14 protein-coding genes are annotated in these 14,119 nt (G+C 36.0%); 9 read left to right on the top strand and 5 right to left on the bottom strand.

Translation table 11 applies throughout. The features are described from left to right. The 8 genes from V6670_RS07160 (at window position 1) to V6670_RS07125 (ending at window position 7,694) form a co-directional block, all read left to right on the top strand. On the top strand, window positions 1-942 hold the full coding sequence (locus tag V6670_RS07160) for a LamG domain-containing protein (RefSeq protein WP_141904019.1): 942 nt from the start codon (window positions 1-3) through the stop codon (window positions 940-942). A 44-nt stretch (window positions 943-986) separates the two neighbouring features. Next, on the top strand, window positions 987-3,284 hold the full coding sequence (locus V6670_RS07155; RefSeq protein ID WP_338653334.1) for a LamG domain-containing protein: 2,298 nt from the start codon (window positions 987-989) through the stop codon (window positions 3,282-3,284). Window positions 3,285-3,314: 30 nt separating this feature from the next. Beyond that, a complete protein-coding gene (locus tag V6670_RS07150; protein WP_338653333.1) occupies window positions 3,315-5,273 on the top strand; it encodes a DNRLRE domain-containing protein in 1,959 nt (652 codons plus the stop codon). Window positions 5,274-5,291: 18 nt separating this feature from the next. Beyond that, complete coding sequence (locus V6670_RS07145) at window positions 5,292-5,756, top strand: hypothetical protein (protein WP_141904016.1); 465 nt, start codon at window positions 5,292-5,294, stop codon at window positions 5,754-5,756. A gap of 70 nt (window positions 5,757-5,826) precedes the next feature. Then, window positions 5,827-6,240 carry a hypothetical protein gene (locus V6670_RS07140; RefSeq protein WP_141904015.1) on the top strand — a complete coding sequence of 138 codons (414 nt, stop codon included), beginning with the start codon at window positions 5,827-5,829 and terminating at the stop codon, window positions 6,238-6,240. Between the two features lie 17 nt (window positions 6,241-6,257). Next, window positions 6,258-6,539, top strand: coding sequence for a phage holin (locus V6670_RS07135; protein ID WP_141904014.1), 282 nt, complete (start codon window positions 6,258-6,260; stop codon window positions 6,537-6,539). Further along, the gene (locus V6670_RS07130; RefSeq protein ID WP_141904013.1) at window positions 6,539-7,213 is read left to right on the top strand and encodes a M23 family metallopeptidase; all 675 of its coding nucleotides are present in this window, start codon (window positions 6,539-6,541) and stop codon (window positions 7,211-7,213) included. The genes V6670_RS07135 and V6670_RS07130 overlap by 1 nt, the downstream gene beginning before the upstream one ends. A 109-nt stretch (window positions 7,214-7,322) precedes the next feature. After that, window positions 7,323-7,694 carry a hypothetical protein gene (locus V6670_RS07125; protein ID WP_036126979.1) on the top strand — a complete coding sequence of 124 codons (372 nt, stop codon included), beginning with the start codon at window positions 7,323-7,325 and terminating at the stop codon, window positions 7,692-7,694. 162 nt (window positions 7,695-7,856) lie between these two features. On the opposite strand, the gene V6670_RS07120 is transcribed toward V6670_RS07125, so the two are convergent. The 5 genes from V6670_RS07120 to V6670_RS07100 all read right to left on the bottom strand — a co-directional run bounded on the left by V6670_RS07120 (window position 7,857) and on the right by V6670_RS07100 (window position 12,304). After that, on the bottom strand, window positions 7,857-8,591 hold the full coding sequence (locus V6670_RS07120) for a hypothetical protein (RefSeq protein WP_338653329.1): 735 nt from the start codon (window positions 8,589-8,591) through the stop codon (window positions 7,857-7,859). Window positions 8,592-8,763: 172 nt separating this feature from the next. Next, window positions 8,764-9,570 carry a phosphonate ABC transporter, permease protein PhnE gene (gene phnE / locus V6670_RS07115; protein ID WP_141904011.1) on the bottom strand — a complete coding sequence of 269 codons (807 nt, stop codon included), beginning with the start codon at window positions 9,568-9,570 and terminating at the stop codon, window positions 8,764-8,766. Window positions 9,571-9,580: 10 nt separating this feature from the next. After that, on the bottom strand, window positions 9,581-10,396 hold the full coding sequence (gene phnE, locus V6670_RS07110; protein ID WP_141904010.1) for a phosphonate ABC transporter, permease protein PhnE: 816 nt from the start codon (window positions 10,394-10,396) through the stop codon (window positions 9,581-9,583). Next, window positions 10,353-11,156 (bottom strand): phosphonate ABC transporter ATP-binding protein, encoded by an 804-nt coding sequence (gene phnC, locus V6670_RS07105; protein WP_141904009.1) that lies wholly within the window; start codon window positions 11,154-11,156, stop codon window positions 10,353-10,355. The genes phnE (V6670_RS07110) and phnC overlap by 44 nt, the downstream gene beginning before the upstream one ends. A 107-nt stretch (window positions 11,157-11,263) precedes the next feature. After that, complete coding sequence (locus V6670_RS07100; protein WP_338654533.1) at window positions 11,264-12,304, bottom strand: PhnD/SsuA/transferrin family substrate-binding protein; 1,041 nt, start codon at window positions 12,302-12,304, stop codon at window positions 11,264-11,266. 215 nt (window positions 12,305-12,519) lie between these two features. Between V6670_RS07100 and V6670_RS07095 the strand changes: the two genes are divergently transcribed. Then, window positions 12,520-14,082: a bifunctional UDP-sugar hydrolase/5'-nucleotidase gene (locus V6670_RS07095; protein WP_338653328.1), complete on the top strand. Its 1,563-nt coding sequence runs from the start codon at window positions 12,520-12,522 to the stop codon at window positions 14,080-14,082. Window positions 14,083-14,119: the final 37 nt, after the last annotated feature.

Genomic DNA, 14,119 nt, shown 5'->3' with positions numbered 1-14,119 from the left:
TTGGCAACTACAGAGCAATTAATGGCACAATATGGTGTCGCATGGTTTGGTTTTGATGAAGTCGGTGGTAATGTTTATGATAAATTGGGATTGAATAACTATATTGGCACAGTCACAAGAGCTACAGGAACTCAAGGGTGGAATGGAGAAGGTTCTGCTATTGAATTATCAGGAAACCCACAATTTATTTCTTTTAATAGCCCTGTTATTCCTGTTGGAGAAAAAACGATTAGATTTAAGCTTTTCCCTTCTTCTGTAATGAAAGGCAATGCAACACGAAGACTAATTGATTGTAGTATCAACAACACAAGTGGTGGATTCTCTTTAGTATTAGGTAATGATAGCATACGTCCCATTATTCGAAAAAATAATGCAACTTATTTTATTGACTCAGTTAATAAGGTGAATTATGACCAATGGAACGATATTTTCATTTCATACACAGGAATAAATGAAAAGGCACATTTAAAAATAGGTATTAATGGTGAATTTCATAATTATTTTATAAATATTGATGATTCACTTGCATACGGAAACCTGTTTATAGGAAAAATGAATCCTTTATTATCAGTGACAACAACGGGAGAATTTCTAGTTGGAAAGATAGATGATTTACAAATTTACAATAAAGCTCTATCCCCTTCTGATTTCACTCAAAAACGCTTAGTCGTTAAAACGACAGACAATAAAAACCTTGTTTTATCCCCTAACACAACTCGTGTAAAAGAGATTCCTAACACAACAGAATATATGATGTTAGCTCAAGGTGGAGTAGTTAGAGAGATTGACTCAGCAGTCGATAGACCACCAATTGATTTTACTAAGCCTACAACTGAATATGAGATTGTGAGCAATAGTAAATCAGTATTAGGAAAAGGCAGAATGTTTACAATTCCTATTGGTACTGATTTTAAAACAGCAATGATTGAGGACAACTATTAATTTGGTTGTCCTTTTAATATGGAAAAATATTGGAGGTCAATACAATGGCTAATAGTAAAGATAATTTAAGTAAATATGGTAAATCCTTTATCGGGTTTGATGAAGCTAGTGGTAATGTTATGGATTCAATTGGTGGATATACAGGAACTTTAAACAATGTTCCTACTCGTGTAACAGGTTGGAATGGGAAAGGTTCTGCTATGAGTTTTAATGGAACTAATCAATATGTGGATTTTAATAATCCCATCATAAATAGCTCAGTAGGAAGCGTTCGATTGAAAGTCAAGCCTAAAACTAACACAGACCCTCAAATAATTTTTAGCAACAGAAATCCAGCAGGTATCGGGTTTCAAATTTGGTTTAGTGTAGATATGAAGCTGAATGTTGGTATATCAACAAGCAAAGTTTGGGACTTACAGATAACTTCACCAAACGCAGTACAAATTGATAAATGGTCTGACATTCTAGTAACTTGGGATGAACAAGGCTTATTTAAAGTTTATGTTGACAATATGAATAACTCATTGATGGAAGGTAATTTAGGGTATTTGTATGTTCCTACTAATGGTCTTTTCACTGTAGGAAGATTACCTACAAACTTATCTACTTCTGGATATTTTAAAGGAGAACTAGACTCAATCGAAGTCTACAGCAGAGTAATCTCCCCTACCCCTGATAAATACCTAGTTCAACACAACTCAGACTACAAATACCATAATGGTACTGCATGGCAATTAACAACACCAACAGAAGAAAATTTCATTCAATTTGGTATGAACAACCTAAACCATATCACAGAAGCTCAATGGAAAGAACTTTCAGGGGATAAGTCAGTGATTATGTGGTCTGACTTTGAAGATAAGCAATTCACATCTGTTGTGTTGAACAAAGAGAGCTTCAAAGCACAAGATTTATTAGGTGATACAGCTCAAGCAATTTACTACACTGATTCAGACACTACTAAGATTGCCGTAGAGACAGGTGTTGAGCCTTATAGTGTTTATGACTATATTGGTGAACTACCTACAGTAGCCATTTATACAGAGTCTAATGAAGATATTATTGTATCAACAAACGTTGAGCCTTTTGATATTTATGATGAATTTGGTGAAAGTGTTGAGGTTCTTTATTACACAGATGATGAAGCTGTAACAAATGCTGATTTAATCCTTGAAGCTAATTGGTCGCCTATAGATGATATTGAAGGTGACTTTGAAATTGTCACATGGACGGATGAAGGCTCTGATACTGCTCAAAGGGTGCTTGATATGAAAGCTGTACCACAACCTCAATTCATCAAATTGGTCAACCCTAAACGCTTATATGGCTCTTTAGATAATGTGTTCGTTCATGATATTTCTCAATCCTATCGTGATGAAGCTCGTTACTTTGTTGGTGGAGAAACACCTGATAAATGGTATGTATGGGATAAAAAAGATAAGAGATTTGTTGTTGCTGATACTTCAAATCTACAAACAATCATGTCAACAGGTATGACTTACAAAGACTTAAACAATATCACTGATATGCAATGGAGAACATGGACTAGTAAATATATTAATATTGGTATGTTTATAACAGATAATCCTCGTGACACAATCAAAACAATTGTTGAGACAATTTCATTTGAAGACTATCTTCCTCGTGATACTACAACTATTGCAGATACAAGCTTATATATTTTAAATACTACTGCTAAGATTGATATTTCATTTGACGCTAATGTTCTTAAAGGCGTGTTAAGTGATGATGATTTAACGCGTGTTCAATATCGTGTATTACTAAACAATGGTTACTACTACCCTTCTGATGGAAGCTTTACTAAACTAGGTGAATCCCCTCAGAATATTGAATTAGCAATTGGTAGTAAGGATATTAAAATTGATGATTGGAACACGCTTAAAGTAGAGTTCCAAGACTTCTTTGGTACTACTGATTATTGGTCTACGCAGTTTATGGGATCATATTCAGGTCTTATGTTCAAAGATGTTTATGGTCAATACTTCTCAAGTGAAATCGGTGAAGTTCTTCAATATCTTGATTTTGGTATCATCATCGCAGGTCAAACTACAATTGAGCATGAGGTTATACTTAAAAACCAATATGGCTATGACATTAAGGATATTCACTTGTATGCAAACACAGCAGACTTCCCTACTGGAATGACATGTGAATTTAGCACAAGTCTTTCTCCTTTCGCACCTCAGCCAGATTTAAGACTAGGTGGTGTACTAAAAAATAACGAAGAAATGTCATTCTTCATTCGATTAAAAACTGAATTAGGTTCAACGCCTGACGCTAACGGTTCATTTGACATAATCGTGAGAGCAGACAAAGCCTAATCACAATACAATGTGATAGGAAGTGAATTTATGGAGGATCGAGATTTTAAAAATTCCTCGTTCAAAGAAGATTCAAACTTAATATTTAAAGAAATGAATCCTAAATATCAATGCTCCGTTGATACAGAGATTGATATAGTTGGGATTGGAAGGCAAAGTCTATTTTCTGAGATTGAGGTGAAGCCTAACAACCGTTTTAATGCAAAATACAAACTTATTGCAGTAGGAGAACTAGAACATGATGTTGAAATTATTGCAAGACCCCAAAGAGAAAGTTTTACACAAACAGAACTTATTTCTCGTGCTTTAGATACTTCTCAAAAAGATACTTATTTGAACATCATGTATCGTGGAAACTCCGATATTTACACAGAAATTCAACCAATTGGTTATAATTTCTTAGAGACTGAAATAGAAGTACCTCCTCACAATAGAATGTGGGCTATCTATGAAGTGCAACAACCACCTATCGTTACAGATGTGTTTAATCCTACTCAAGACGCTTTCACAAGAGAAGATGTGTCTTACCAATCTATTAACTATGGTGAAAATTCATCAATGGTTGTTGGACGTAGCCAAGACGATATTTGGCGCTCATTTGTTCAATTTGACTTATCTTCCATCAATAAATCCTATGTGTTAAAAGAATCCTATTTGCGCTTATTTTACAAAGGTTCAGTCCCCCAGAACATTAAGCTAGAAATTTTAAATGCCAATAGCCAATGGTATGAAACGAACATTACTCACCTGAATAGGCCAATCCCTATTGATTTAATTGCAGACGATTTCACTATTAATAAAAACCTTGGATACATAGAATTTGATGTACTTAAAATTGTTGAATCATGGGTTTCGCTCAAAAAAATTAATAATGGCTTTATTATACGTTTATCTAATGAAACCGAATATGGTCAGACTATATTCTATACTAGAGAAACCATTTCACCACCTGAATTAATTGTAAAATACTTCGATTCAAGAATATTCTCTCAAGGTAGAAGCCAACACTTAACTGAAATTTTTGCATATAGAAAAAATAATGCCGATAAAACAGTGGAAATTACTGTTGATTCAGTATTCAAGTTAGAAAAAACTATAGCTGAAATTTATGTTCACCGAGCCGAAGTTCCCATAGACGCTGAGGTTCTCACTGAAATCATCGCAACTAAGCCCTATGTAGAGACTGAAATCATTTCTGCAATTCGTGATAAGAGTAAGATTCTAGTTGAAGTTGGTGCTAGAAGGCCTCTTGTTAGTAGAAAATTAGCTGAAGTCACAATTAATAAACCTTTTACTTTAGCTGAAATCACATGTGTTAGAAAAGACAATAATACAGTTGATACAACTGTTTCAGTAACAAGACCTTCAATTAACGTTGAAATCAGTGTTCCTCGATACGGACAAAAAGAAGTGTTCACAGAAATTGATATTAACGATATTTGGGTTTCTCGTGTTAATACTGAAATTTGTGTTAATAGACCCCAAATAGCTATTGAAATCACACCAAAAGTTGAAAAAGCAGGTAATCTTCAAACTGTAATTCATATCTCAAAACTAAAAATTGAAGCAGAAGTTGAAGTAAAACATAGAAATGATATTTTGGCAGAAATTGAAGCGAATATCAAATCTGATGTTGTAACTGAAATAATTGTAACGAAGCCTTGTATTGATGTAGTTTTAACTGTGCAACAGTATGAAGAAGCAGAGAAAGACACAGAAATCTTCGTTAAATACATTAATGATGCTTCCACTGAAATTGATATAAAATCTGTCACCCAAGTTGATACGGTAATTGATATTAAAATTGTGTCACAAGTTTATGCTGAAATATCTGTAAACAGACGTTTAATACATACTGAGATTAACATTCCAACATGGGTTAATTATGAGGTACCAACTATTATTGAACCGCGTATTCTAATGGTAGATAATGTGACAACATTAATTATCGTTAATGGTACAGTGTCTGGATACGCATTTATTATGTAAAAAGGGAGTATAAAAAATATGATGATGAAAAACTATGAAATCGGAGAGCTACAATCTTTTCTTTTTAATTTAATTCTCAAAGGCAAGGAATCAAGAATGCGCACGAGATTCATTAAATTATTGGAAGATCAAATAGATCTTATTAAAATGGAAAGACAACAGCTAATTAATGACTACGCTTTAAAAGATGAAAGTGGCAAAATAGTTACAGATACAAAGGAAATACATAATAAAGAAGAAGAGGTTGTTGTATTCCCTTCTGAAGAAGCAGAAAAAGAAGCCCAAATGCAAATTATGTTAATGATGGACGAAGATTTCATTATGGAAGAAACGGCAGATAAAATTGAAATGCTGACAACTTTACAAAACATTATTTTGAACTGTGAATTAGAATTTACAGGTCAAAAAGCGGTGCTCTACGATAGATTTTGTGAAATTTTCGAAGATATCCAATTACTCAATGCTCGTGAGATGACTAAGTAATTTCATACTTTAAAGGATAGATGGATTCATCATCTATCCTTTTTTAATTTAGATAAAAGTCGGTGATTACATGGAAAATGCAAAATTTGGTGAAAGATTGGCTAGTGCGGAAGTGGAAATAAAGAATCAGGAAAACCGAATTTCAAAATTAGAGGGTAATCATGAATTATTGTATCGCTTAACATTAGTATCTGAACAACAACAAGAAATGAATAAACATCAGCAAATACAATTGAATAGAATGGATAAAACTTTTAACAACATCAACGTAAATTTAACAAAATTAAATATGTCTCAAGTTGAATTACAAGAAGACGTCAAAGATATAGGAAGACGTGTTGACAGCATTGAAGACGATTTAAAACATGAAACGGCTAAGGACAATATTTCAATTAGCGATATGATAAAACAATACCTTCACTGGTGGATTCTCATTCCCACGATAATAATTGGTGCTTTCATTTTAAAAACTTTTGGTCTATAGGAAAGGACTTGATATTTATGAAAATCAATTGGAAAGTTCGCATTTATAATCCTCAATTTTGGATTACATTGGGCTTATCTATCATTACCCCTCTATTCGCTTATTACGGTATCACAGGAGCTGATTTAACATCTTGGTATAGTGTTTGGACCTTGATCGTCAACGCAGCTTCTAATCCATATATATTAGCCTTAATGGCCGTAAGTACATATAATGCCATTTTAGATCCAACAACAGCTAGCGTAAGTGATTCATCACGTGCCTTAATGTATAAAAAACCGAAACGAGATGAACGATAATGGTAAATTTTATTTGTCCTGTAAGAGATGCAAGATTAACAAGCAAATTTGGTTGGAGAAATATAGGATTTGGACAAGAATGGCATCAAGGTATTGATCTTGCTTCAACAGGAAAAGTCCCAATTTATGCTAGTGCTACAGGGGTCATTAGTCGTGCCCAAGCGTTAAGTAGCTATGGGAATGTAGTGATGATTAAGCATATCATTAACGGCAAAACTTACGAAACGAATTATGCACATTTAGATTCGTATTGTGTTCATGTGGGTCAAAGAGTTTTGCAAGGACAGCAAATTGGTGTGATGGGTAAAACTGGTCGAGCATACGGGATTCATCTTCATTTTGAAATTCATGACGGCCTATGGGCAAAAGGTCAGCCAAATGCTATTGATCCGATGAAATTTATTTCTTTAACAAATACTATCTTAGCTAATAAAGGAGAACTAACAATGTCACAATATACAGAATTACTCAGTAAAATAAAAGAGCTTGAGGAGGCTTTAAAAACAAAGCAAGCTATTATCCCTGCTCGAAAAACCTCAAACATGCATAATGCTGCGTGGGAGTGGTTAAGAAATAAAGGTATTACAGATGGCACTCATCCTCAAAATTTCTTAACACGTGAGCAATTTGCGACAATGCTAAAAAGATATCATGATTCTTTCAATAAAAATTAATATTTCCTACACCATACATAATTTTCGCTTCAATATATCATAATTTCATTTTTCTCTAACTGAACCATGTTACAATAGAAAAGAATTTTGGCAACTAAGGAGATATGGCATGAAACTTTCAACGATCTTAAATTTTTTAATTCTAGTATTTTTCACATTATTATTCGTGAATGATTTTTTCCCTGACACAACGATTGCAGCAGTCTTAACTAAAAAAATCATTCTTCTTCTATTAGTCGTGTTAGTTATCATACAGCTAGCTATCGATAAAGGTAGATATAAAAAATTGTCCAAAAAAGCCTATATTGGTTTGACGCTGTATACAGTTGGTTTATGGATTGTTTTAACACTGCTTGGTGGCCAGTCGCAAATCGGTTTATCGTTTACTAGCCCTCTTTTCTATATCATTGTCGTATTGCTTGTACTTGATTTACTGCGTATTTCACGCCAAACCAAACGCGATCAAAATGAGGAAAAGTAAAGCAAGAGTGGTGCTATCCGTCACTTCTATGGCTTAATCCAGCATTTTCTCATTTCTATCCTTCATATCAAAGGTTCTATCCGTCACTTTGGCGTTTCTATCCGTCTACAGCATAAAAAGCATGTCTATCGACTGGCACTCCAATCGGTAGACATGCTTTTCTTATGATTCTAGGACATTTAAAATTTCATCCAGTTCATTCACAGCTAGATCTAAGCGTTCCTTCGCCTCGATATTTTGCTGTTTTAAGTGATTAAACTCTAGTAAATTTTTCTCATGCTTTAATTTGATAGAAGATAAACGTTCAATGCGGGCTTCTACCTTTTCTATTGCTTGCTCACAGACTGTTGTCCAGAGCTTTTCTGATTGCTGCATTTCAGTCGTTGATGGGTTGTGTTGACGCATAATTCGGGCATAGACCATTTCAATTTGTTCAATTAATTCCGAATAGAAATGGCGCTCAACACGTGTTGTTTGGAATGTTGGATGCTCCACATCTTTTGCATAAGGGGTAATTTGACGCAATAGCTTTCCAGCATTTTCTCCAAATGCATGCGATAAATTCAAGACATTCATTAATTGTAATAATAAACGAATTTCTTCTAGATTAATAAGTTGTGAATCGATGCTTTCTTTTAACTTTAATGATTCCATATAACGTCGATCAAAATGTTCAATTTCGCCGTTGCGTTGCTCTACTAAATGTACACTTGCATTGTCTTTTAAGCTTTTAATATAGCGAATGGCATGGTTTTTCAGCTCTTCTTTTGACAGCAAGTTAACATTGTCTTGTTGTGGTTTTCCTCGTTGAACATACGCAAATGCATCCATTTTTTTGGGCCATTGTGCTGCTTGGGTTTCTTCTGAGACATTATAGCGTATATAAATTCCGTGCATTTTATATCCTCCAAGTCCATTAAACAAGTATCTCTAAAGACAATAAATCGAATACGACATTTTTTCAAGTAAAAAACTTTTAATAATTGAAAATCCTTCTTTTTAACAATAAATGAAAAACCCTGAATAGTCGATACTATTCAGGGTTTTACTAGTTTTCATCAATTCATACTTACCCTTTGACAAGCTTCGTACGTATGCGATTCGAAACATACTCCACGAGTAAAATAAGCAGGACAAGTCCCAATAAAATGGACCCTACCTCAGACCATTTATATGCGTTCATCGCAAAAATTAATGGCGCACCGATTCCACCTGCTCCAACTAAGCCGAGTACGGTTGCATCTCGTAAATTCATATCAAAACGATAGATTACAATGGATAAAAATAATGCTGTTAGCTGTGGCCAAATACCGTAACGTATTTTTTCCAGCAACGTACAACCAATTGCTTCCATTGACTCTAGAATACTTTTATCTAAGTCCTCAATAACATCAACATAGAGCTTTGACAGCATTCCGATAGAAGTTAATGACATCGTCAGTACACCAGCAAATGGACCAGGACCTGTCACTCTGATGAACATAAGACCATAGACAATGGCAGGAATCGTACGAATGATTATTAACAGTAAACGGACAACAAAAGCAATAGGCTTTGGCACAATGTTAGAAGCCGACAAAAAGGCTAAAGGGATGGCTAGCAATGCGCCTACAATGGTTCCAAGAAATGCTATGGCCATCGTTTCGATTAATAAATAAGGTACGCCTGCTGTTGTCGTATTGACTAATAATGACCAATCGGGATTCAGCAATCCTACAAATATATTTTTAGCGATTTTTATCCCATTTACTGATATATTCTCAAAATGAATCGTTGTTATAGACCAAATAAATAAAAGACAAACGATCACAATTATCATGATGTATGACATGCGTCGATTTGGTTGTAACTGTAATTGTTTTTCGATTGCATTCATAACATCACCTCTACATTAATTTTTTACGGAAATATTCGCTCGTTGTTTCAATGATAAAAACAGTACCAACAAGCATTAAAAGAATCATGCCCACATTCTCATAGCTTCTCCAGCCTAAACTTTCATTGAGCAGCAGGCCGATTCCCCCTGCACCGACGTACCCTAAAATAGACGCATAACGAACATTCCCTTCAAAGCAAAACAATGATGTCGACAAGTAGTTAGGAAGGATTTGTGGCAGGATGGCAAAACGAAAGGCTTGAATGGTCGTTAGCCCCATCGACTGCATGGCCTCGTAGGCTTCCATATTAGCGTTTTCTATTTGCTCATATAATAGCTTTCCAACATATGCAATGGTAAATAGGAAAATGGCTACTGTGCCAGCCATCGTTCCAAGCCCAAAAATAAATGTCGCAATAAGTGCAATAATCAGTGTTGGTAATGTTCGAAGTAGGCTTAAAATAAACTTACTTACCAGCGCAATTCCTCTATGCTTGGTTATATTGGTCGCTGAAAGAACGGCTATTGGTAACGCACATATAGCCCCCGCAATAGAGCCAAATAACGACATTTTAATCGTATCAAAGAGCGGCTGCCATAGCTTTGATAAGTAGGCCCAATTCGGTGGAATCATCTGTTGTAGGATGACAAAAAATTGTTGAATTCGGTTCACTAAAATTTCTAAGCTAAAGCCTGTAATACGAATGGCAAGCACAGCTAATACGAATAGAATAAGCCACACGATTGGCATGAATGACCGTTTTTCCAGTACTTCTTTGCCATTAGGCAATACTATTTTTTTCGGTGATAGCAGCTTCCATTGCATGGCTCGTTACACCTCTTTCCTGATTCGTATTGTGATAGATGAACGCAAGCGTTTCCTCGTTGATTTCATCGGCTTGTCCATCAAAGACAATTTCACCGCCACGTACACCAATAACACGTGTTGCGTAAGCTAATGCCAAATCAACATGATGAATGTTAATCAAAATGGTCATGCTTAGCTCTTGGTTAATCCGTTTAAAATCCTCCATAACCTGCTTTGCTGTTACAGGGTCTAACGATGCAACAGGCTCATCAGCTAAAATGATTTGAGGATTTTGAGCAAGCGTACGAGCTAAGGCAACACGCTGTTGCTGTCCACCCGATAACTGATCGACACGTACATAGGCCTTATCTAAAATACCAACCTGATCAAGTGCCATTAATGCTTTACGCTTTTCCTCTTTCGTAAAAATGCCTAAAATTTTTCGCCAGGCAGGCATAGTCGGTACAAAGGAAACCAACACATTTTGCAAAACTGATACACGAGTAACAAGGTTAAAGGATTGAAAAATCATGCCAATATTACGGCGTAGATGGCGAATACCCTTGCCTTTGAGTCGATGCACATTCACATCATTAACATGCAATGTTCCCCCCGTAATATCATGCATTTTATTAATACAGCGCAACAGTGTTGATTTTCCTGCACCCGATAAACCGATGATAGCCACAAATTCACCTTGCTCAATTTGAAGATTAATTTGCTGTAAGGCAAGATAACCATTTGGATAACGTTTTTCTACTTCCTTGAACTCAATCATTGTACCGCTCCATTTCTAAAAAAGAATCTCACCGAATGAATGAAAGAAGAATCTGCTTTCTGCGGGATAACCGCAAGCCACAGATTCTTCACCTTCGAGACTGACTATTAGTTCGAACCTAGATTTTGCACTAATTCCTGTGCTTTACGCTCATTGTCATAGTCACTGTCCTTTGCAGCCTGATAGCCTTCATGGCTATATATAGCAATCACTTCTTTCCCTTTTTCAGTGTTGCCAATATTTATGAATGCCTGTTGAACTGCCTCTTTCAACTCTGCTGTCATAACCTTCGAGTTTTTACTCACACTAATCGTGTCATTATAAATAGCGGGCATGACACCAATCAAATCTGTCTCCTCCCAAATGGAAGCAGAGCGGGCAAATTCGCCTTGCCAGCTTTCTTCATAATCGCGACGTGCATCTGCATATGTGACCAAAACATCCGTTTGACCTGCTGCTAAACGGGCAAAGGCACTCCCATAAGAATCCGCCTGAACAACCTTCGTTAAATCAGGAATCGTTTTATCAAAATTCTCATGTAACCATAATGTTGGATAAATATAGCCTGCTGGTGAAGAAGAGGACATGACGTTCCAAGTAGCATCATTTAAATCTTCAAACGTTAATTTTTCACCGTTATTGACTTTCGCTGCTAATGCTTTCCCTTTTTCAGATGGCCCTGCCACCAAAATGGCTCTATAAGAAGTGGCCTGTGTTGTTGTCGGAGCAGTTGGCTTGTTTTTATTCCAATCATTTGGATGATCAGAGTCATTATTTAAGCCTGCACGTGTAGCTGTTAAAATTACTTCTGCGCCATCATCATAGAGCACATAAGTTCCCCCAGGAATTAAGCCAATATCTGTCGTACCTGCAGATAAGGCTTCACCCACTGCTTCAAAATTTGTTCCTACTGTAATATCGATCTCACCTACATCAAAGCCTAATTTTGCGAGCTCGTCCTTCAGCAACCCCTTTAAAGGTTCTGTTGCCGTAATAATTTCATCTGGATTACGTGAAGGCACAAAGCCAATCGTTAATTTTTCTACTGATTCATTGCCACTTGCCTCAGTAGACGTCTCTACAGTTTTATCAGCACTTGATGTACTAGTAACTTCATTTCCACATGCCATTAAGAACACAGAAAGCATGCACGTTAACGTTAAAAGTAGTAATTTCTTCAAAGTGTTATCCTCCCCATTTTTGAAATGCTTCCTCAGTATATACAGTAAATATTTTCCTAGTGTTAAAAGAGCGTAAATCTATGTATCTAATTCGTAAAATAGTATTTTGATATTGTAAATACGCTATTTTCCCGGCTATTACTTTATATACTGTGGATATACTACTAATCGGAGGATCACTTATGACGATAAAAACCATACAAATACTTGCAACTAGCGATATTCACGGCTATATTATGCCAACTACTTTCCGAAACAATCATAATGAAGCAATTGGCTTAGCAAAGCTAGCAACCATCATCGAGGAAAAACGGCTTGAAATGCCTACCCTCTTAATTGATAATGGTGACTTTATTCAGGGAAGTCCCATGACTTTTTATCACCAGAAATTCCAAGCACAAGAACCGAATCCATTGATTCAAGTTGCCAATGAGCTTCAATATGATGCCATGGTATTCGGCAATCACGAATTTAATTATGGTCAAGAGACGTTACAATCTATTAGGAGCCAATCCAATTTTCCATGGTTAGGAGCAAATATCGTTACAGAGGATGGCAAGCCATTTACGAAGCCTTATATACTAAAAGAAGTAGATCGTGTTCGATTTGCTATTTTAGGTGTGACCACGCATTTTGTAACAAAATGGGAAGAACCGCTCCATATCCAAGGTCTTCACTTTGAGGATGCCTTTTCGAGTGCTAGCTACTGGGCAAAATGGATTCGGGCTAATGAACAAATTGATGTTCTCATTCTTTGCTATCACGGGGGATTTGAGCGAAATCTTGAAACGGGAGAATTACTTGAGACAGAGGACGGAGAAAATCAAGGGTACCGCATGTGCGCAGAAATTGATGAAGTCGACATTATTATTTCTGGTCATCAACATCGTGAGATTTGCACAACTATTATGGGAAAATCCGTTGTTCAACCTAGTACTAAAGGAGTTTGTCTCGGTAGCATTCAACTCGAAATCGAGATGGATGACCAGCATACGATCCAAACGATTTCTCATATACCATCTCTTATTTATAGCGCTGAAAATACAATACCTAATGCAGCTGTTTGTCAGCTTATCTCTCCTATATTTGAAAAAACCGAAGCCTGGTTAGATGAAACGATTGGTGTGATCCAAGGAGATTTACAAATCGAAGATCCGTTTCTAGCACGCATTCAAGAGCATCCTTATATAGAGTTTATCAATCGCATTCAAATGGCGGTATCCGGAACTTCTATTTCTTGTACGGCTCTTTTTCATGATGAACGAGGTGGCTTAAAGCAAGCTGTCACCATGCGTGATATTGTTACAAACTACATCTATGCCAATACATTAAAGGTACTTCGTCTATCAGGACAGGACATCTTACTCGCACTTGAACAATCTGCTAGTTATTTTACGGTCGAGGCGGGACAATTAAAAGTTGCAGAGCCATTTCTTTATCCTAAGGCACAGCCCTATAATTATGATATGTGGGAGGGTATCGAATACATCTTTGACATATCCAAACCGATTGGTGAACGTGTGACGAAACTTTTGTACAATGGTAAGGCTATCAAAATGGATGAGGAATTTGATGTCGTAATGAGCAGCTATCGTGCTACAGGAGCAGGAAATTTTGACTTTTTAAGAACTCGCCCCGTTGTAAAAGAAATACAAATTGATATGACCGAAATAATGGCTGAGTATATTTTAAAGCATCCCTTCATCAAAGCAACTTGTAATCAAAATTGGCAAGTACAGTTCTAAATAAAAATGCCAAATTCCTTGTAAGCATTACAGGAAT

This window comes from Lysinibacillus sp. Y5S-8 (assembly GCF_036894365.1).
In the GTDB taxonomy this organism is placed as follows: Bacteria; Bacillota; Bacilli; order Bacillales_A; family Planococcaceae; genus Lysinibacillus; species Lysinibacillus fusiformis_D.
The sequence above is the reverse complement of the archived record's forward strand: the minus strand, read 5'-3'. Positions and strand labels throughout refer to the sequence as shown.